Origin of the sequence: Streptomyces capitiformicae (genome assembly GCF_002214185.1) — a bacterium.
Classification (GTDB): domain Bacteria; phylum Actinomycetota; class Actinomycetes; order Streptomycetales; family Streptomycetaceae; genus Streptomyces; species Streptomyces capitiformicae.
In genome coordinates this window covers 6,062,491-6,083,213 of the sequence record NZ_CP022161.1, presented here as the reverse complement: position 1 = coordinate 6,083,213, position 20,723 = coordinate 6,062,491, and the positions used below count along the sequence as shown (strand labels likewise).

Here is a 20,723-nt window from a genome sequence, read left to right as displayed (position 1 = left end):
GCGCGGCCGCTGTTCGAGCAGCTCTCGACCACTCCACCGACCGCGCCCGCCGTCCACCATTGCACAGGCCCGTTGAGGCCTCAACGAGCCCAGGGATGCCCGCCAATGTGGCTCACCAGGGTGCGGACGGTGTGCCGTCCGGGTCGAGCCCGTACGGCCACCAGGACGTGACCTGCGCGTACAGAGCCTTCGTAAGGAGGTAAGAGAGCATCGCGGTGGCGCCTGCGTCGGCTGCCCGGTGGATGAAATCGCGGGCTGTCGCAGCATCGCCGCCCTCGTACACGAGCTCGGCGAGCCTCAGGAGTGCCTGGGGGTTTCCCATTTCGAGGGCTCGGGCGGCGAGGGTTTCCGGATCTTGATGTCTCTCCTCTTCGGCACGCAGGAGCGCGCGGCGCAGGAACTCAGTGTCGGCCAGGCTGAGAGGCTCTTGGGACCGAGGCGACGGATCCGGCAGTCTGCCGGATTCCTCCTGCAGCCGGGCGAGCAGCCGGGCCCCCTGCGGATCGCCAGTACTGGCGACGCTCAAGGCGAGATCCTCGGCAACAAGTAGATCTCCAGCGGCCATGGCACGTTCGGCGAGGTCGATGAGCGAGTTGCCGCCTGCATCGCTGATGCCAACAACGCCGCCTTCCGCTCCGGGATCGGCGGCAACGCCGAGAGCCTGAAGAGCCCAACGATGGCCGGCACCGGCGGCCTTCTGGACGACAGCCTCGCCAGCGCTCTCTCCGCTCGCCGCTGCCCTGTAGTGAGCGAGCACCACCACCTCCTGGGCGCTGTCGCTGCCATCGCCGCATACGGCTTGCATGAGCAGATGGAACGCCCAGCCAAGGCGGAGCCGGTCCAGCGCGGCCCGCGACAGACGGGCGAGCTCGTCAGGGATGTAGGTGAGGTGATCGGCGGCGGCCTGCCAGAACGAGGCCGGCGGGCACAGCAGGCTCCGTTCGTGGCGGCCATGCTGCTCGAGGTAGTCCGCCAGCCGATACACCGGTCCGGGCCGTTCCACGGCAGGAGCAGGTGTGCCGGGGGCGCGAGGGGCGCGGCGCGGCCGGACACGGCGCAGGGGCGCGAGCTTGCCGTGGACCGGCTGCCCGAGTTCGGCCAGGGCCTGCTCGAGCCAGTTGTCGTCCAGGGCGTCGAGCTCGCTGTCGGTGAGGTAGTCCTCGACTGCCGCTTCGAGGAAGGCCAGGGGGAGGTGGAGGCCTACGCCGAGGCGGCGGGCGTCCATGGCGGCCTCCAGGATCGCACGGGCAGGGGGAGAAGCGGTGTAATACCGGTGCAGCAGCTCGGGCCCTCCAGCCAGCTCCTGCGCCAGACGCCCGTCTTCTGCTCGCTCGAGGGCGGCGGCGAGTTGCCGGTCGCCGGCCTCGGCGAGCGCCTGCGCGGCGCCGAGCGCGACCGTGTCGAACTTCTCGGGGACCCTGATACGCCGATGGGCGAGCAACGCCCGCACGTTCGGGTGCGCATCGTGCTGGCCAGGGTGCGGCAGGGCGGTAAAGGCGCCAGCGTACTCGTTCCACAGCGTGCCCAGAACGAGGACCGGGCCTCGTGACGGGTCGGTGAGCAGGGTGGTCAGGGCAGCGGCCACGCGTTCACCGCGCCCCCTACCGGCACCGAGGTAGTGCTGGGCTTCGTCCAGCCACACCACCGTCTGCGGACCGACCCGTGCCAGCTCGTCCAGAGCCGCCTCTGCGCGCGTGGGATCGACGGGTTGCCACAGCCGCCACCCTGCGGCGGCCAGCGGCTGGACGGCCTCCCAGCAGGCACGCGTCTTGCCGGTGGAGGAGGAGCCGACGAGCACCGCCATCCGGCTGCGCCCGGCCGCCGCGTCTGCCACCAGCCGGGCCAGCGCCTCGTCGTGCGGGCGGCACACATAGCCGGGCAGCATCCCGGGCGCGCCCGGAGCCTCGCCCGCCGTTGTGTGTGGGACGGCGGCAGGGCGGACCTCGAGGTCGAGAGGGTCCCACTCTGCGACCGGCCGCCCCAGCGACCTGCTCAGGCGGTCACCGCCTCCCCCGGCGGAGGCGGTGAGGAGGTCCAGCAGCGGCTGCGGATCCATGCCCAGCGCACGGGCAAGGGCACTGACGGTGGATTTGGAGGGCGGGGCGGCGTTCGCGCTCAGGGCGCGGTTGACGGTGCCGCGGCTCAGCCCGGTGGCGCGAGCAACCTGGGTCTGGTCCAGCCCTCGGTGGGCGAGGCCGTCGGCCAGTCGACGGCGCAGCTCGGCGAGCGCCTCAGCGGGCCCGGACTCCGCCGCGCTCGTGTCCCCGGTGTCCATGGTGCGCCGTCCCCCCGCAGTGCTGGTGTACGTCAGTGTTCATCTTCGTGCGAGCGCACCACGGCGCACACGTCCTTGACGAGAGTCGGCTGCATCAACTCCCCTCGACGTGAAGGACTGATACACCGTGACCAACGAGATGGCCGTAATCGTGCTGGGCGTGGGCCTGGTCCTGGTAGCGGCCTCGATGATCGCTGCCGGGGCCGGCTACCTGGCCCGCCGGGACGGCGCTTCCTACCCGGCGGCCGTGACCCGGGCGGGGGCGGCGCTCGCGGCCACGCTGACGGTGGTGGCTGCCGCGACCGCGGCGCTGGCCGCCCTGACCGGCCGGTAGCCACGCGGAGCCCGAGCCTCCAGCTACCGCCACAGGACAACAGGAGCCCGAGGCCCATAAGCCGTCGCGGACGGCTTATGGGGCGACATCCCGCTTGGTGCGGGCAGTTGATGGCTGGCGTCGGCAGGCATGATCATCTGCCTGCCTGCCTGCCTGCCTGCCTGCCTGCCGGGCCGATCTGTTAGGGGCGTGGCAACCGGTCCTACCACTCGGCCACAGGTCGCAGCATCAGGGCGTCGGAGGTGCGCGCGTACTCCCACGAGTCCAGGTGGTACGCGTCAACACGTCGCAGACGAGCAGTTCGCTGGTGGCCGCCGGGCCCGGCCCTGCATCCGGAGTCGGCGTGCCGTCCTATTTAGGGTGGGGGTTTTCATCACGAGGCCGGTGACCCACTCGGTGGGGGCCCTGCCGGATTCCGCGGGCTCGAAGTCCAGGCTGCTATGGGACACCAGGGTAGCTGGTGACCTGCAGCGGAACCCTCTGATCGGGGTGGTGCCGGGTGACTGCCGGGCTGGTCAGCGGGCGGAAGTAGCTGAACGCTAAGGAGGTGCCGGATCGGCTGGAAGTCCACAGGGACGCCGGGTAGTGGGAACGACAGGCGGCAGTCGTAGACCGCCTGGGAGCTGTGGTTGGCGATGCTCGCGGTGAGGGTGTAAAAGACGCCGCTCTGGCAGGTGTCGCAGTAGGCGGCGGCCGCAGGCTCGGGGCAGGGCAAGGATTCGTCGCTCACTTTGCCAGGGCGGTTTCGTGTCCCATGGCCACGACTGGCTTCTTCGTTGGGTCTAGCCAGCGCAGTAGTTCCTTCATCCGGCCTTTCGGCAGTGAGATGCAGCCCTGTGTCGGGCCGCCGTGGTCTACATGGATCCAGATGCCGCCGCCCTTGTCCGCGCCGAGCGGCCGAGTCTGGTCCCGTGGGGTGGTGCGAGGCGTGCGGTTGTAGTTGATGGCTACCACATAGTCGAAGGCTCCGGTGAGCGGTTCTCCCTCGAAGCCGGTGCCGCTAGCGGTGAACGCGGACTCCTGTTCGTAGGGAAGTCTTGTGCCAGGATCGGGCAGCCGCCCGCCCGCGTCTGTGAGGCCGAACACGCCGATCGGGGAGCGCAGGTCGCCCTGGCGGTGGTCGTCGGTCCAGCCGAGCAGAGCGTTGTGTGCGCGCCAGGGGCCCGAGACGGCATGCCAAGCCTGGGCAGCGTCTCGCTCGTACAGCATGACGGTGGCCTGGTTGGAGTTCCGGTTGTCGCCGGTCACCACGACCGCCTGCCGGTTGCTGGTCGTGAGCTGAGCGCGGGTCTTGGGGCCGAGCGCGGGTATTTCCATCGGCCGGACGATCTGCGGCTGGGGCGCGGGCCGTCCGGGGCTGCCTGCATGGGCCTCAGCGTTCGCGGAGTTGTGCGGCGCCGCAGGCGCGCGGCCGCCGGTGCAGCCGCTGAGGAGCACGTCGGCGGCGATCACCAAGGCTACGGCCGGGAGCCGTCTTGTACACAAGGACATGTGGGTCCTCAGTTCGAGAGCTTGCCGTGGGCTGGGACATCGCACTGGTGAGAGCGAGGGTGAGCAGTCACCGTTCAACCCGTGTGAGTGGGGGGAGAGAGATCACTCTGCGCCTGCACCGGGCCTCGCCCGCATCGAGTCGAGGAGCTGACCGTGAGTATCGACCGAAGGGCGGGAGATCTCCTGAGAGACCGACATGGGGCAAGGAAGGGCCCTGAAAGGGCCCTTCCTTGCCCCGCGCTCGGTGTGCGGTACTCCGCCTCGTCACGTGCCGCACTGGCGGGGGAACTAGAGCCTGTCTTCAGTTGTGATCAAACCCGGGATGAGTGCCGGTCCGGTAGGACTGTGGTGTGACGCGTGCGCAACTCACTCGTATGCGCGCCAACATCGGCATCCGCCGCCGCCTCGCCCCACTCCTCGACAACGACCGCAACCAGATCGAACTCTTCACGGCCCTGCTGCTGTCGCTGCCGGGTTCACCGATCCTGTACTACGGCGACGAGATCGGCATGGGCGACAACATCTGGCTCGGCGACCGCGACGCCGTACGCACCCCCATGCAGTGGACCCCGGACCGCAACGCCGGCTTCTCCACCTGCGACCCCGGGCGCCTCTACCTGCCGACCATCATGGACCCCGTCCACGGCTACCAGGTCACGAACGTCGAGGCGTCGATGTCCTCGCCCTCGTCGCTGCTGCACTGGACCCGCCGCATGATCGAGATCCGGAAACAGAACCCGGCCTTCGGCCTCGGGGCGTACACGGAACTGCAGTCGTCCAACCCCGCCGTGCTGGCCTATCTCCGGGAGTACGAGGACGACCTGGTGCTGTGCGTCCACAACTTCTCCCGTTTCGCCCAGCCCACCGAACTCGACCTGCGCGCCTACGACGGACGCCACCCCGTCGAACTCATCGGCGGCGTGCGCTTCCCGGCCATCGGCGAGCTGCCCTATCTCCTCACCCTCGCGGGCCACGGCTTCTACTGGTTCCGGCTCTCCCGAGTCCTCTCCCGCGCTGCCCGAGGGCGTTGAAGCGTGGGCCGGCGAAAGGACGCGTCACCATGCCGAAGACCGCATTGCTCCGGCCGACCAGCGACGGGGTCGCCGCCGACCTGATGACCTCGCTCGCCGGGTTGCTGCGTGAGTGGCTGCCGCGGCAACGCTGGTTCGCCGGAAAGGACCGGCCCGTCACGGACCTCGCCCTGTTGTCCATGAAGGAGCTGTCCCCGGGCTGTCTGCACCTGCTCGTCTACACCGGTCACCCGAGCCATGCCGGTCTCTGCGGGGTGCCCGCGCCCGGTGGCGCTCCCGCCTCCGGCGACTGCTACCAGCTGCTGCTCGGAGTACGCGAACAGCTGCCCCCGCGCCTCGGCCGGGCCCTCATCGGGCAGGCGCACGACGGCCCGCTGGCCGGTCTGACGGTGTACGACGCGCTGTACGACGCCCGGTCGGCGCAGTTGCTCCTGGAGCGGCTGCGGCATCCCGGCACGGCGGGCCCGCTGCGCTTCGAGGCGGATCCGTCCGTACGGGTGCCCGCCGGGCTGGCGCCGCGGCTGCTGGACGCCGAGCAGTCCAACTCCTCGCTGGTGTACGGCGACGCCTTCATCCTGAAGGTGTTCCGGCGCATCCAGCCCGGGGTCAATCCCGATCTGGAGGTGCCGGGCGCGCTGGCGGGGCAGGGCTGTGGTCGGGTGCCGGCTCCGGTGGCCTGGTTCCGGACGACGGATCCGTTCGCGGCGACGCTCGGTGTGCTGCAGCCGTTCCTGCCCGACGCGTCGGACGGCTGGACGCTGGCGCTGGGCGCGCTCGCCGCCGGCCACGGCTTCACCGCCGAGGCCCGCGAGCTGGGGCAGGCCACCGCGGAGGTGCATCTCGCGCTGGCGTCGGCCTTCCCCGTCGGGCCCCATGACGAGAACGCGCGGACGGCGGCGGCGATGACCGAGCGGCTGGAGGCCGCCGCCCGCTGCGTACCGTCGCTCCAGCCGTTCGTCCCCGGTCTGCGCACCGCCTTCCGCGCGCTGCTGTCCTGCGATGTCGGGCCGCCCGCCCAGCGCGTCCACGGCGATCTGCACCTGGGGCAGGTGCTGCGGGCGGACCGGGAGTGGTTCGTCATCGACTTCGAGGGCGAGCCGTCCCGTTCGCTCTCCGAGCGGTGCGGTACCCAGTCCCCGGTGCGGGACATCGCCGGAATGCTGCGCTCCTTCGACTACGCGGCCCGGCAGCGCCACCCCTGGCGCCCGGAGTGGGCACGCCGTTGCCGGGAGGCCTACTGCGCGGGCTATGCCGCCCGGGCCGACTGGGACCCGCGTGAGAAGCACGGTCTGCTGCGCGCCTACGAGACGGACCGGGCGGTCTACGAGGTTCTGTACGAAGCGCGGCACCGGCCCGACTGGCTGCCCGTACCGATGGCGGCGATCGAACGTCTCGCCGTACGAGGAGGCTGAAACCGTGGCACTGCGCGACACCCTTCCCCCCGAGGCGGCCGGTCCGCCACCGCGCCCGCCCGGCTCCTGCGCAAAAGCGCCTCCCCTCTCCCCCACCGACCGCGGGCGCCTGCTGGCCGGCGCCCACCACGACCCGCACGCACTGCTCGGTGCCCACCCCGTGCCGGGCGGGATCGCCTTCCGGGCACTGCGCCCGTACGCCCACGCGGTGCGCGTCGTGATCGACGGTGAGCGCAGTTACCTCACCGCGGAGGGAGACGGCCTCTTCTCCGGCGTACTGCCGCTCGACGCCATCCCCGAGTACACGCTGCTCGTCTCGTACGAGGACGCCGACCACGAGGTCCACGACCCGTACCGCTTCCTGCCCGCGCTCGGCGAGTTCGACCTCCACCTCATCCGCGAGGGCCGCCACGAACAGCTCTGGAAGGCCCTCGGCGCCGAGCCGATGTGCCACCAGGGCGTCACCGGTACCCGCTTCACGGTGTGGGCGCCGAACGCGCAAGGGGTACGTGTCGCCGGGGACTTCGGCTGCTGGGACGGTACGGCGTTCCCGATGCGCTCACTCGGTTCGTCCGGGGTGTGGGAGCTGTTCCTGCCCGGCGTCGGCGAGGAGGCCCGGTACAAGTTCGAGATCACCTCCCGCTACGGCGGCCGCTTCCTCAAGGCCGACCCGATGGCCCGCCGCGCCGAAGTGCCGCCCGCGACGGCCTCCGTGGTGACGGCCTCGCACTACCGATGGGGCGACGAGGAGTGGATGGCGAGACGCGGGGACACCCCGGTGCACGAGGCGCCGTTCTCGGTGTACGAGGTCCATCTGCCGTCCTGGCGACCAGGTCTGACGTATCGTCAACTCGCCGAGCGGCTCCCGGCGTACGTGAAGGACCTCGGCTTCACGCATGTCGAGTTCATGCCGGTGGCCCAGCATCCGTTCAGCGGCTCCTGGGGTTACCAGGTCACCGGGTTCTACGCGCCCACCGCCCGGCTCGGCACCCCCGACGACCTCCGGTATCTCATCGACTCCCTGCACCGGGCCGGCATCGGCGTGATCATGGACTGGGTGCCGGCCCATTTCCCCAAGGACGACTGGGCGCTGGCCCGCTTCGACGGGGACCCCCTGTACGAGCCCGGGGACTCACGGCGTGCCGAGCACCCGGACTGGGGGACGTACGAGTTCGACTACGGGCGCACCGAGGTCCGCAACTTCCTTGTGGCGAACGCCGTCTACTGGTGCGAGGAGTTCCACGTCGACGGCCTGCGGGTGGACGCGGTGGCGTCGATGCTCTACCTCGACTACTCGCGTGACCCCGGTCAGTGGGCTCCCAATGCGTTCGGCGGGCGGGAGGACCTGGGCGCGGTCTCCTTCCTCCAGGAGATGAACGCGACGGTGTACCGGCGGGCGCCGGGCGTGGTGACCATCGCGGAGGAGTCCACGGCGTGGAACGGCGTGACCCGGCCCACCGACAGCGGCGGGCTGGGCTTCGGGCTGAAGTGGAACATGGGCTGGATGCACGACTCGCTCGGCTACATGGAACACGAGCCGGTGCACCGCAAGTACCACCACAACGAGATGACGTTCTCGATGGTGTACGCCTACAGCGAGAACTACGTCCTGCCCATCTCCCACGACGAGGTGGTACACGGGAAACAGGCGCTGGTGTCGAAGATGCCGGGCGACTGGTGGCAGCGGCGGGCGAATCACCGTGCCTATCTGGGGTTCATGTGGGCCCATCCCGGCAAGCAACTCCTCTTCATGGGGCAGGAGTTCGCCCAGGGGGCGGAGTGGTCCGAGGGACAGGGCCCGGAGTGGTGGCTGCTCGATCCCGCGTACTGCGTCGAAGCCGACCACCGGGGCGTCCAGGACCTCGTCCGCGACCTCAACACCGTCTACCGGCGCACGCCCGCTCTCTGGCAACGGGACAGCGATCCGGGCGGCTTCCAGTGGGTGCGCGGGGACGCGGCCGAGGACAACGTCTTCGCGTTCCTGCGCTACGACGCGGACGGCACCCCACTGCTGGCCGTGTCCCATCTCAGTCCCGTGGTCCGCGAGGACTACCGCCTCGGGGTGCCCGAGGGCATCCCGGTGTGGCACGAGGTGCTGAACACGGACGCCGCCCGTTACGGCGGTGGCGACGTGACGAACCCCGAGCCGGTGAAGAGCGAGTCCCACCCCTGTGACGGCCGCCCCGCGAGCATCCGCCTCACGCTGCCCCCGCTCGCCACCACCTGGCTCCGGCCCGCATGAGCCGCGGTGCGAAGGCGACCGGTCAGGATCGGAGAAGCCGCCCGCCTCTCTCCCGCCCTAGCGTGGTCGACAGATCCCGAACAGCCGGAAAAAACTCACGGAGGAGTACGCCATGACCGCCGGACTGAAGACCATCATCTACCCCGTCAAGGACCTCGCCCAGGCGAAGGCCCTGTTCAGCGCCCTGCTGGAGGTCGAACCCTACGCGGACACCCCGTACTACGTCGGGTTCAAGGACGCCGGGCAGGACGTGGGCCTGGACCCCAACGGTCACGCGAAGGGCATGACGGGTCCGGTGCCGTACTGGCACGTCGCCGACATCCGGTCGACGCTGGCGGCGCTGCTCACGGCGGGGGCGGAGACGCTGGAGGACGTCCACGACGTCGGCGGCGGTCGGCTGATCGCCTCGGCGAAGGACACGGACGGGAACCTGATCGGGCTGCTCCAGGACACCGCCGCCGAGTAGTGCGCGGACAGTGGATGCGCCTGCACTGGTTACGGTGGATGCGCCTGCACTAGTTGCACGGGAAACGACCGTCCCGTCCTCTGTTACCGTGCACATATGGCAGCGAACACGGCCGGTGCCCGGCTCGAGGAGCAGTGGCGGGACATCCTGTCGGTACACGCCCGGACGATGTGCGAGATCGACCGGGTGCTGCATCCGCACGGCCTCGGCGCCAGCGACTTCGAGGTGCTCGACATCCTCGCGTCAGGCATGGCCGCCGCCGCGGACGCCGGTGATCTCTGCCGGGTGCAGAACATCGCCGAGAAGGTCCATCTCAGCCAGAGCGCACTGTCCCGGCTGATCGGGCGGCTGGAGAAGGACGGCCTGGTGGAGCGGTCGGTCTGCGCGGAGGACCGGCGCGGCGTGTATGTCACCCTCACCGCGAAGGGCCGCGACCTGCACGCCGAGGTGCTGCCGCTGCAGCGCGAGGTCCTGGCCCGCATGCTGCAGCGGGGGTGATCACCGGGTCGGCGCAGGTCAGATCCCGCGCCGCCCCAGCAGGGTGCCCACGTCGTGCGCGTCGAGCGTCAGGCCGTGCGGTGAGCCGGCGTCGATGGTGAGGGACAGGTCGCTGTCCGGCCACTGGGAGGCGAGGGCACCCAGTGGCACCAGTCGGTAGCGGGACACGAACGGCAGCAGCTCGGCCATCGCCGGTTCCGAGGTGAAGACCGGTACGACCTGTTCGCCGCCCGGCTGCTCCAGGACGGGCAGCGCCACGGCCGTCGGATCGTTCACGGCCGCCTCGTCGGCGTCGTCCGGTACGGGCACCAGGACGTCACTGCCGGCCAGGGTGTCCAGCGCGGCCGTGTCGCCGGTGTCGAGGGCGAGTGCGGTCAACGCCTGCTGGGCCGGCGAGGCGGCCCGGGCGGCGTCGTGGTTATTCGATGGTATGTCCATGAAAGATCCCTGGTAGTGGCGGACGGGCCGCCCAGGACAAGATCCGTCTTGGGCGCAACGCCGATCGCGTACCCGATCAGGGCGAGGCCATTCCTGTGCCGTCAGTTGTCTGATGGGTGCGGGTGAGTGAGGCTGGTCGCGCCCCGCGGCGGAGCCGCACATCGATGCTGCCCCGTGCCCCTGAAAGCCTGGGCGCACCCCGTGCTTTTCAGGGGCGCGGGGAACTGCGCGACCAGCCCCCCACCTGTAGGGGCGGCGGGGCGAAAGACATCCCGTCGCAAGCCCCAGCCCGCTTCGCGCGTGGTGAAAACGGACCAGTAGTGGTGACCGGCGCCCACGCGCGCGCCGGGGCTCGGCGCCTAGCGTGGGCGCATGCCGATGCAACCCTGGTTTCCCGACGCCAAGCTGGGCATCTTCATCCACTACGGGGTGTACGCCGTGGGTGGGGCCGCCGAGTCCTGGTCCTTCTACACGGGCGAGATGACGCACGACCAGTACATGAAACAGCTCGGCGGCTTCACCGCTGCGCACTACGACCCGGACTCCTGGGCCGAGTTGTTCGCCCGCGTGGGCGCCCGGTACGCGGTGCTCACCACCAAGCACCACGACGGCGTCGCCCTGTGGGACACCGACCACCGCAATCTCGACGTGGTCCGGGACACACCCGCCGGCCGTGACCTGGTCACCGGCTTCGTCGACGCGCTGCGCGCCCGGAACCTCAAGGTCGGCCTGTACTACTCGCACTCGGACTGGAACCACCCCGACTACGCGACCGAACGGCATCCGGGCCCTCACATCGTCCCGGCCACCAGCTACTCACACGCCGAGCCCGGCCGGGAGGACCCGGAGGCCTGGGCGCGCTATCTGACGTACCGCGACGGCCAGGTCCGGGAACTCGTCGAGCGTTTCCGCCCCGACATCCTCTGGTTCGACGGCGAGTGGGAACGGACCGAGGAGCAGTGGCGGATGCGTGACCTCGCCGATCTCATCCTCTCGGGCAACCCGGACACCATCCTCAACGGCCGCATGCTCAGCTACGGCGACTACGCCACGCCGGAACAGGGCGCCCCTCTGCAGGCCCCCGACGGCCCGTGGGAGCTGTGCCTCACCATCAACGACTCGTGGAGCTACCGTCCGCACGACCACGACTTCAAGTCAGTACGACAACTGGTCCGGTACTTCGCCGAGACCATCGGCATGGGCGGCAACCTGCTGCTCGGCGCCGGGCCGCGCGAGGACGGGACGATCCCCGAGGAGCAGATCGAGCGGATGGAGGGCCTCGGCGCCTGGATCGCCCGGCATTCGGACGCCGTGTACGACACCGTTGCCGGTCTGCCCGCCGAGCACCACTACGGCCCGAGCACCCTCTCCGCCGACCGGCGCACCCTGTATCTGATGTGCTTCGACACCCCGCGCGAGACCGTGTCCATACGGGGCCTGTGCAACCAGGTCAAGCGCGTCACGGTCCTCGGCACGGGCACCGAGCTGAGCCACCACGTCACCGGCGGCCTGGGCGCCGTACCGGGTGTGACCTGGATCGACGCGCCGGCACAGGCCGACCTCGACCCGTACGCGACAGTGCTTGCCGTGGAATTGGAGGGGGAGTTGGACCTCTATCGGGGTGCGGGTCGGAACTGATCGGGCCGCCCACGTCCGCGCCGAGCCGCACGCCCGGCGGCATGTCGAGTGGTACGTATAATCGCCAGCATTCGACCGGAGGTTCGACACATCGGGGCATTCGGGGGGGCGCAGTGCCGTGGGACGTGGCTCCGCTGGTGGGCCGGGAGGGTGAGCTGGCACGGCTCGACGAGGTTCTCGACCGGCTGGCCGACCGGGGCCGTGGCCCCGCCGTCGTCGATGTCACCGGGGCCGCGGGGATCGGCAAGAGCCGACTGGTGTCCGAGTTCTGCGGGCGGGCGCGGGAGCGGGGCATGACCGTGTTGCGCGGCCGGGCCACCGAGTACGAGCGGCATCTGCCGTACCGGCCCCTCGCCGACGCTCTCGCGGATCTCGACAACGGGCACGAGGACGCGTCCCCGTTCGCCGACGCCCACTCCACGGACCGCTTCGCCCTCCAGCGCTCCGTCGCCGATCATCTCGTACGGATCGCGGAGGCGGGCGGCGGCCTCGTGGTCGCCCTGGACGACGTGCACTGGGCGGATCCGGCGTCCCTGGAGCTGCTGGACCATCTCGTACGGCATCCGCCGCGCCGCGCGCCCGTCGTCATCGTCGTCGCCCGCCGCGAGCGGCAGACCTCGGCCCCGCTCGCCGCCTCCCTCTTCCGGGGGGTGGAGGCCGGAACGGTGCTACGGCTGGAGCTCGGGCCGCTCGATGAGAGTGCCTGTCTCGCGGCGCTGGCGCCCGGGCTGCCGTCCGGTCTCGCGGCGGAGCTGTACGCGGCCAGTGAGGGCAATCCGCTGTACTTCCTGGCGCTGCTCCAGGCCGGGCGTCCCGCGGGCCTCAGTTCGCTGCTGCTCGACGAGCTGACGCCGCTCAGCGACGCCCAGCGCAGGACGGCCCAGGCCGTGGCCGTGCTGGGTGATCACGCGACGCCCGCTCTGGTGGCCGCTGTCACGGGACGGCAGGAGAGCGAACTCGACGCGGATTTCCGGGAGTTGGCCGCCCGGGATCTGGCGGGGCCGGGGCCCGACGGCCGTTGGACGCTGCGCCATCCTGTGCTGCGGGCGCTCGTGCACGACACCACTGATCCGACGCTGCGTACCCTGATGCACCGGCTCGCCGCCGCCGAACTCGCCCGCCTCGGGGCGCCGGTGACCGAGCGGGCGCACCACGTCGAGCGGTCGCTGACCGGCTGGGACCCGCCCGCCGTGGCCGTCCTGACCAAGGCCGCCGAGCAGGCCGCCGCCACCGCACCCGCGAGCAGCGCGCACTGGCTGGGCGTGGCGCTCGCGCATCTGCCGGACCAGTCGGCGTACGGCGCGTTGCGGCGCGACCTGATGCTGCGCCGGGCCGAGGCGCTCGGCGTCTGCGGCGGGCTGCGGGAGAGCCGAGACCTGCTGCACGAGGTGATCAGCCTGTCGCCGCCGGGCACCGACGACGGCGTACGGGCCTCGGCGGTCGCCCTGTGCGCCGTGATGGAACGCCACCTCGGCCGCTACGCCGAAGCCGTTGCCCTGCTCCGCCGTGAACTGGCCCGGGGTTCCGGCCTGTCCCCCGCCGAGACCGTTCAACTCGGCCTGGAACTGGGCTCGTCCGCCCCGCACGCCAGCTCCTACCCCGACGTACACGACGATGTGGCCCGCACCCTTGAGCTGGCCCGGTCGCTGGGTGACGAGGTGGCGGAGGCGGGCGCGCTCGCGATCACCGCGCTCGGGGAGTCGTACGAGGGCAACACGAGGGCCGCCGCCGAGGCCGCCGACCGTGCCGCCGCGCTCGTGGACTCGCTCACCGACCAGGATCTCGCAGGCCTGTGCGAGCCGCTGGCCCGGCTCAGCTGGGCGGAGGCGTTCCTGGAACGGTACGCCGACGCCGAGCGGCACGCCGCACGCGGCCTGGCCGTCGCCCGCCGGGGCGGCCTGCTCTATGTGGTGCCGCATCTGCTGCTCTGCACGTCCCACGTCCACATCCTGACGCTGCGCCTGGGGTCGGCCATCGAACTCGCCGAGGAGGCGGAGACGATCGCCCGGGGCATCGGCAGCGACGAGTTGCTCGCCTTCGTGCTGGCGTCCAAGGCCCAGGCGCTGATCCCCGCGCTTCCGCCGGGCGACGGGACCGCGTTGACCGTGGCCGAGGAGGCCGTCGCCCGGGCCGGGTCGGGCACCCGCTGGTGGGCGTCCATCGCCTGGTGCATGCTCGGGTACGCGGCCATCTACGCCGGTGACACGGCACGGGCCCGGGCGGCCGTGCTGCGAGCGGGCGGAGAGGATCTCAGCGGTCTGCAGCCGAGCATGCGACCGCTGTTCCTGGAGATCCTCGTCACCGCCGCCGTCACCGCCGGGGACCACGACGAGGCCCGGCGCTGGGCGGAACGCGCCCGCAAGGAGGCCGAGCGGCTGGGTCTCGCGGCACAGCGGGCGTCCGCGCTGCGCAGCTCGGCGCACATCCCGCTCGCCGACAGCGATGTGGGCGCCGCCGCCGACCTCTTCGAACAGGCCGCCGAGGAGGCACTGTGCGGCGGGACACCCCTGTGGGAGACGCTGACCCTGTTGCTGGGCGCACCGCTGACCGCGTCCGCCGGGCGGCCGGCCCGGGCCCGCGCCATGTGGGAGCGCGCCCGGTGGCTGAGCGCGGAAGCCGACGCCCAGTTGCTGGTCGGCCTCGCGGAGGCGATCCGCCCGGCCGTCTTCACCGAGCCGGCATCCGAGGCGTCCCCGGGCACGGGCGTGGGCCCGGACGCGACCCCGGGGACGCCCTCGTCCTCGCCCTCGCGGGGGCAGGCGCCCTTGGAGCTGTCCACGCTGTCGCCGCGCGAACGCGAGATCGCCGCCCTCGTCGCGGAGGGCCTGACCAGCCCCGCCATCGCCGAACGCCTCTTTCTCAGCCCGCGCACGGTCGAGACCCACCTCTCCCGCATCTACCGCAAGACAGGCGTCACCTCCAGGGCCGCGCTGGCCGCCCTCCAGGTCCGTGATGAACTTCGCGACGAACTCCGTGAGGGCGGCACGTGATACGTGGTGACGAAGGCTCATGGGCTCCGTGGCCGCAGCGCGTAATTACGTAATTTCCCTGATACCGGCCCCGTCCCCCATCCGGAACGATCAGTTCTGAGGCCACGAGAGCGGGGGACGAGTATGCGGGCCGGGTCGGTCGTACCGGAGTCGGATGCCACGGTTGCCACGCACGCGACGGTGGGCACTACGGACCCGAGTCGCTGCCGCGGAGGGGGCGGCAGGGCCAGGGCACCGGGGCGTCGCCGACGCGGCGCGTGGAAGGGGAGGCCGCTCGCCGCTCTCGTGGTCGGGAGTGTCCTGCTCACGGCCGGTTGCTCCGGCGGTGACGACACCGAGACGGCGGCCGGGAGCACTCCTTCGGCGACGGAGTCGACGGCTTCGCCCACACCGTCGCGTACCCCTCTCTATCCCACCGGCCCCGCGGGATGCCATGACAACAGCGGTTGGTCGGTCGAGAAGACCAGGACCTGGCTGATCCTGCACTCCGCACAGACCGACGTCGAGGAGATCAAGGCCGTCACTCTGTCGCAGAGCGAACCCGGCTACGACGGCCCGCTGTGCGAGCCCATCGACGTGACAGTGGAGTACTGGAAGCTCACCTACGGCTCACCGGCGGAAGGTGACAAGCCGTCCGACCCCGCGGGGAACCCGGACTTCTACTTCTCGATGGAGCGCGCGCAGCAGACCCGGCTGCGCCACGACGGCCGGAAGCTCCAGGAGGTCGCCGCGCCCAAGAAGCTGTACGCCGACGACCGAAGCGTGTGCGTGGGTGCGCTGGCAACCGTGACCGTCGGCAAACCGCTCACCGAGAAGGAGCTGCCGGAGACGATCCACCTGCGCGACAGCGGTCTCGGCGAGATCGACGACGTGGACTTCCGGACCGAGCGCGTGGCCACCAACCATCTGACCCGTCCGGAGGCGGCACATGTCTGCGGTCCGGACGGCACGCCGACGGCCGATCCCGACGACGTGCCCTCCCCCACGGCCGAGCCCGAGCCCTACGCCCCCACTCCTCTCCCCACCGACTTCGTCGAAGATCTCGAAGACCTGCTCGTGCCCAGCCCCAGCTTCGGCTAGCGGACCGGCAGGAATTCGGTATTCCGAACACCGAGCAGAATACTGAACGCCGGTAAACACAGGGACTTGGGACCCTTTTGCACATATTTGCCGCACCTGTCAGCATCGAAAGGGGGAGAGCCAACTTCAAGGAGAGACCGGAGACACCGTGGCAGCGGAGCAAAGCGACGGCTCCGGGGAGGAGTTCGTCGAGGCCCTCGTGCAACTGCACGCCGACGCACCGGTGGGCGAACTGGTCGAGTGGTGCGCCGAGCACGGAATCGACGTGTCCCCCATGACCGCCGGTGCCCTTCTCACGGGACCCGCCGACCGGTTCGCCGAGGCCTTCGGCGAGCCCCCGGGCGATCGCGCACAGCCTCGGTCACTTCCGGTCCCACCGGCGCTCCGGGACACCACGCGGTCCGTCACCGTCCTGCCGCTCCCCGCTCTCGGCGCCGACACCGCCTCCCCGGACTGAGCGACGACCGTCCCGGTCGCCCCTCGCCCCGGCGACGACTGGAGGACCGATGACGCTCCCCATGACGCCCCAGTACGGGCAACCCGCTCCAGAACAGGTGTACGGCTATGTGTCGGCCCGGTCACGGGGCGGGACACCGATGACCCGGGCCACTCTCTGGGACTCGGCCGAGCCGTTCCGGACCGACCCGGAGAGCCAGCAGCGTGCCGAGGACTACGCCCTCGCGGCCGGACTGACCATCACGGCCGAGAGCCGGCTGGGCTTCACGGTCAGCGGACCGCCCGCGGCGTACGAGGAGCTGACCGGCGGCAGGGTCGAGACCTACGAGGCGCTGCGCCAGGTCGAGATGGACCACATCCGCTATGTGACGCAGCTGGACATCGTGGGCGAGCGGCAGCCCGAGGCCCGTGGGGTGGGCGATGTGCCGGGGACCGACGCGATCGAGGCCGTGGCCCTGGAGTCACCGCGTACACCGGCGCGCCTCGTGCCGTCCGCCCAGCCGCCCAACGTCGACAGGTTCCACCTCAGGCTGCCGGGTGACGTCGCCATGCTGCTGGGCGCCACCCGGGCCCATGCCCGGGGTGCGGTGGGTGCCGGGGTCCGGGTCGCCATGGTGGACACCGGGCAGTTCCCGCACACCTACTTCGCCGCACACGGCTACCAGGTCTCGCCCACGGTCGCGGTCCTGCCGGGCACCAGTCCCGTGCACGATCCCATCGGACACGGGACCGGCGAATCGGCGAACGTCTTCGCCGTGGCACCCGGAGCCGGCCTCCACGCCTACCGGGCGAGTGACAATTCCGGCAACCTGACCGGCGCCTTCACGGCCTTCATCCGTGCGAAGGCCGACTGTTTGGGCGCGAAGGCCGAGGGCCCGCAGGTGCTCACCAACTCCTGGGGCGGGTCGCGGACGTTCCCTCCCGTGGGTCCGCCCACGGAGAACGACAACGTGTTCGCACTGGAGATCAGGGACGCGGTGGAGCGGGGCATCACCGTCGTCTTCTCGGCCATGAACGGACAGTTCGCCATGGAACCGCAGGTTCCCGGAGTGCTGTCCGTCGGTGGCGTGTTCGTGGGACCGGGGCTGGAGCTGCGGGCCTCCGACTACGCGAGCGGCTACGCCAGCCCGTGGTTCGACGGCGTCGTCGTGCCCGTGGTGTCCGGTCTGGTCGGCATGCGACCCCGGGCGCAGTACCTCATGCTGCCGGTGCCGCCCGGCTGCGCGCTCGACGTGTCCGAGAGCCGGGCCCAGGCCGACGGGCAGCTGCCCGACCGCGGCGACGGTACGGCGGAGGATGACGGGTGGGCGCTGTTCTCCGGCACGTCGGCGGCGGCGCCGCAGGTCGCGGGAGCGGCGGCCGTACTGCTCGGAGCCCGGCCGAAGCTCACGCCCCACCAGGTCATCAAGGCCCTCACCAAGACGGCGGTCGACGTCACCATCGGCGCGAACCATCCGAGATTCAACCGTCCGGCGCGGATCGGACCCGACGAGGCCACAGGCGCGGGTCTGGTGAACGTCGACGCCGCCCTGTCCTTCGTCCTCGACCAGATCCCCTGACAGTGCGCGACGGAGGGTGGAAAAACCATGTCGCTGTGGGACCGCACTCCTGAACGCCGACGGACGACCGCCTGGCCTGCGGCCGCGACGGCAGCCGTCGCGGCCGCGGACGAAGGCGGAGGACTAAGACCGGGGACGCTGTACCGAGGCGTGAGCGGCGTGGATCGCGGACCGGCGCCCATGCCCGCCGGGCAGTTCGCCGGGCTGCGGGACCCGATGGCCACGGTCTTCTTCCGGCAGGGCCGTTGGCCCATGACGCTGGAAGAGGTGCTGGACGGGCTCACCGCGGCGGGCGAGCTCACGGCGCAGTCCGTGTATCTGATCAGTGAGGCCGGGCAGATCCCGCCGGACGAGGCCCCCGGGCTCCGCCGCGACTTCCGTTTTGCGATCTCCCGCGCGGCACCGGGCAGGGACCCCGACCTGCTGGTCAGCAGCGACCCCGGCTCGGTCTTCCTCCAGGTCGCCGCCTGGGACCCGGTCGCCCGGGTCTTCAACTACTACATGCGGATCTCGCCGGCCTGGATCTGGACGGGCGATTCCTGGTCGTCGTTGGCACCCGAGTCCCGGGGAAAGGGCTGCTTCGACAGTCACGTCAACGGCAGCGTCGTCATGAAGGAGCTCAAGCAGCCCTGGAGCAACTGGCAGTCCATGTCCGCGACGATCCAGCTCGCCCCGGATGACCCGTTGCGCGACAACCCGCTCTACCGTCAAGTGATCGGCGCCGAGCGCCTGGAGCTCACGGTGAAGGGCCTCGTCTCCCGGTGGACCACAGCGCGCCTCTCGGCGGTCGTCGCCGACGGCATGGTGGCGCACCCCGACCATCTGCTGCGGCAGTTGTTCACGAGCACCACGGTCAACCTCGCCAGTACGTCGACGCAGAGCGCGACGGTCACGTCCGGCGGCAGGGATCTGCCCCTGCCCCTGGGCTTCTGGCTGAACGCCGACGCCCTGCTCAACGATCTCGGCCTGCCGGTGGGCATGGAGACCGTGCCCACCGCGCCGGCGTCCCTGTACGCGGACAGCCTCACGGCTTTCGGCTTCCGGCTGGAGGAACAGGTGAGCGCCTTCTCGCAGCCGGGTGACACGTTCTTCGCCTTCGTCGTCCCGGAGCCCGCGTACGAGGACAACGACGTGGTGCGGCAGTCGGTGAAGCAGGGCCTCGTGCCGGCCAGGTTCGCGGCCTGTGCGCTGATGGTGGACTTCACCAACCCGGTATTCAGCCCGGTCCGTGCCCATCTGATGCGCTACGTGCCCACCGCGCCCGTACCCGCCTCGACCTGGTGCGACGACATCGCCTCGGCCGTCGTCGCCACCGCGCGGACCCTGCCCGCCGACAGCCCCGAGGCCGAGTTCGCACGCAACTGGGCGGTCCCCGAGGCCGATTGGCCCGGTGTCTTCGCCCAGCGGGTGGACGTGTACCTGGAGAAGGTCACGGCACGGATCCGTACGGCGTCGGGATTCGACGACTGCGTCCGGCTGACGGAATCACGCCGCCGCGCATTCAGGGAGATGAGGCTCAACGAATTCGCGCTCACCCTGCCGACCACCGACATCCCCGCCGACGCACCACGGCTGCGCATGAACGAGGACGGCACCGTCGGTGTCGTGACCACCGGAGGTTCTCCATGACCACCATCAACGCGTACGGGCCTCCCGGCCGACTCACCGACCTCGACGACGTCGGCAAGAAGGCGTGGCACGTCTTCATCAGCGACAGTGTCGACCAGGCGATCACCGGGCCGGACCCCGCCGAGGTGCTGCACGACAGCCCCCGGCCGCAGTTCTACAACCTCACCAAGACGGACACCGCGGCGGACGCTGTCCAGGCGGCCGTCACCTGGACAGCGTTCCCCAACCGCCTCAAGGCAGCGATCTCGGACCGGCAGCGCTGGCAACGCGCCGACGCCAGCCGCGACGTACAGGACGAGTACTGCGAGTGGAGCGTGACCCGCGACGGCACCGGGAAGATCACCCGCGCCACCTTCACCTGCGAGGGCCCCGAGTACTGGGACGTGCTGGCGCAGACCAACCCGGACAAGGCCCTCGACATCTACCGCGCCCACATCGGCCCGGCCGTGCGACGGAGCGACCTCTTCGCCCCCAACGGCCGGTACATACGGCGCAACAAGTGGAACGACTCCACGACGCAGGGGGCGATGCACCTCATCCAGCAGTCCAACACCCTCGGCGCGGAGATCGAACTCGCCGCCGCCGCGACCATCCGGCGGGTCATCGGCGGCCGGGAACTCACCGGCGCGCAGGAACTCATCGCCTGTGCCAAGTACGGCGTACCCGACCGCAACAGCGACCCGCACATCGGCGAAGTGGTCAACTCGATCGCCCGGCAGAAGGCGGACATCGCGCTCAGCGACCCCGTGGGCATCTACTTCGACGACCTGGCCACCGACGGGTGGAGCACTCCCGACGGCTCCGACCCGAAGAGCTTCTGGACCGTGGAACGCGGCGACACCGGCTTCCCGGTACGTGCCGTCTACGAGGTGCCCGCGGGCCGGGGCTTCGCCGTGGGCGACATCACCATCGGCGGCAGGCCCATCGAGTTCGGCGCCCAGATCGCCGACTTCGTCACCGTGAGGCTCACGGCCACCGCCTGCCGGCTCGGCCTGAGCACGGCCCGGCCGCAGACCGCCTGCGTGGAGCTCGCGGCGGGCGACGACGTCACGCCGGGCGCCTTCGCACCCGGCGCGTTCTCCGCGCACGGCTACCTCGGGACCCACCCCGACCAGGCATCACGCAGCACACGACTCGTGGCGTAGCGCGCCGCACCACCACACCGCCACACACGGGAGGCGGAC

General features: G+C 70.9%; 15 protein-coding genes and 1 pseudogene. 13 read left to right on the top strand and 3 right to left on the bottom strand.

Features of this window, described 5'->3' with window-relative positions:
- Positions 1–112: 112 nt before the first annotated feature.
- Positions 113–2,275 (bottom strand): helix-turn-helix domain-containing protein, encoded by a 2,163-nt coding sequence (locus tag CES90_RS27060; RefSeq protein WP_189786789.1) that lies wholly within the window; start codon positions 2,273–2,275, stop codon positions 113–115.
- A gap of 127 nt (positions 2,276–2,402) precedes the next feature.
- Here CES90_RS27060 and CES90_RS27055 point away from each other — a divergent pair, with 127 nt between their 5' ends.
- Positions 2,403–2,609, top strand: a complete 207-nt coding sequence (locus tag CES90_RS27055) for a hypothetical protein (protein ID WP_189786790.1) — start codon at positions 2,403–2,405, stop codon at positions 2,607–2,609.
- Positions 2,610–3,335: 726 nt separating this feature from the next.
- Here the strand turns inward: CES90_RS27055 and CES90_RS27050 are convergent.
- A complete protein-coding gene (locus CES90_RS27050) occupies positions 3,336–4,100 on the bottom strand; it encodes a L,D-transpeptidase family protein (protein ID WP_189786791.1) in 765 nt (254 codons plus the stop codon).
- A 371-nt stretch (positions 4,101–4,471) separates the two neighbouring features.
- Here CES90_RS27050 and CES90_RS27045 point away from each other — a divergent pair.
- From CES90_RS27045 to CES90_RS27025, 5 genes and pseudogenes are all read left to right on the top strand, one after another.
- Positions 4,472–5,131, top strand: a pseudogene (locus CES90_RS27045) (alpha-glucosidase C-terminal domain-containing protein); the annotation flags it as partial.
- A 29-nt stretch (positions 5,132–5,160) separates the two neighbouring features.
- On the top strand, positions 5,161–6,543 hold the full coding sequence (locus CES90_RS27040) for a maltokinase N-terminal cap-like domain-containing protein (RefSeq protein ID WP_189786654.1): 1,383 nt from the start codon (positions 5,161–5,163) through the stop codon (positions 6,541–6,543).
- A 4-nt stretch (positions 6,544–6,547) separates the two neighbouring features.
- On the top strand, positions 6,548–8,785 hold the full coding sequence (gene glgB, locus CES90_RS27035) for a 1,4-alpha-glucan branching enzyme (RefSeq protein ID WP_189786655.1): 2,238 nt from the start codon (positions 6,548–6,550) through the stop codon (positions 8,783–8,785).
- A 112-nt stretch (positions 8,786–8,897) separates the two neighbouring features.
- Positions 8,898–9,251 (top strand): VOC family protein, encoded by a 354-nt coding sequence (locus CES90_RS27030; protein ID WP_189786656.1) that lies wholly within the window; start codon positions 8,898–8,900, stop codon positions 9,249–9,251.
- 96 nt (positions 9,252–9,347) lie between these two features.
- Positions 9,348–9,749, top strand: a complete 402-nt coding sequence (locus CES90_RS27025) for a MarR family winged helix-turn-helix transcriptional regulator (protein WP_189786657.1) — start codon at positions 9,348–9,350, stop codon at positions 9,747–9,749.
- Positions 9,750–9,767: 18 nt separating this feature from the next.
- On the opposite strand, the gene CES90_RS27020 is transcribed toward CES90_RS27025, so the two are convergent.
- Positions 9,768–10,187 (bottom strand): SseB family protein, encoded by a 420-nt coding sequence (locus tag CES90_RS27020; RefSeq protein ID WP_189786658.1) that lies wholly within the window; start codon positions 10,185–10,187, stop codon positions 9,768–9,770.
- Positions 10,188–10,559: 372 nt separating this feature from the next.
- Between CES90_RS27020 and CES90_RS27015 the strand changes: the two genes are divergently transcribed.
- From CES90_RS27015 to CES90_RS26985, 7 genes are all read left to right on the top strand, one after another.
- Positions 10,560–11,825, top strand: coding sequence for an alpha-L-fucosidase (locus tag CES90_RS27015; RefSeq protein ID WP_189786659.1), 1,266 nt, complete (start codon positions 10,560–10,562; stop codon positions 11,823–11,825).
- 113 nt (positions 11,826–11,938) lie between these two features.
- Entirely contained in the window at positions 11,939–14,815 is a 2,877-nt protein-coding gene (locus CES90_RS27010) for a helix-turn-helix transcriptional regulator (RefSeq protein ID WP_229914254.1), read from the top strand.
- Positions 14,816–15,100: 285 nt separating this feature from the next.
- On the top strand, positions 15,101–15,895 hold the full coding sequence (locus CES90_RS27005) for a hypothetical protein (RefSeq protein ID WP_189786661.1): 795 nt from the start codon (positions 15,101–15,103) through the stop codon (positions 15,893–15,895).
- Between the two features lie 148 nt (positions 15,896–16,043).
- On the top strand, positions 16,044–16,352 hold the full coding sequence (locus CES90_RS27000; protein ID WP_189786662.1) for a response regulator: 309 nt from the start codon (positions 16,044–16,046) through the stop codon (positions 16,350–16,352).
- A 49-nt stretch (positions 16,353–16,401) separates the two neighbouring features.
- A complete protein-coding gene (locus CES90_RS51330; protein WP_189786663.1) occupies positions 16,402–17,910 on the top strand; it encodes a S8 family serine peptidase in 1,509 nt (502 codons plus the stop codon).
- Between the two features lie 27 nt (positions 17,911–17,937).
- Positions 17,938–19,539, top strand: a complete 1,602-nt coding sequence (locus CES90_RS26990) for a hypothetical protein (RefSeq protein ID WP_189786664.1) — start codon at positions 17,938–17,940, stop codon at positions 19,537–19,539.
- The gene (locus tag CES90_RS26985) at positions 19,536–20,684 is read left to right on the top strand and encodes a hypothetical protein (protein ID WP_189786665.1); all 1,149 of its coding nucleotides are present in this window, start codon (positions 19,536–19,538) and stop codon (positions 20,682–20,684) included. The genes CES90_RS26990 and CES90_RS26985 overlap by 4 nt, the downstream gene beginning before the upstream one ends.
- The last annotated feature ends 39 nt before the right edge of the window (positions 20,685–20,723 follow it).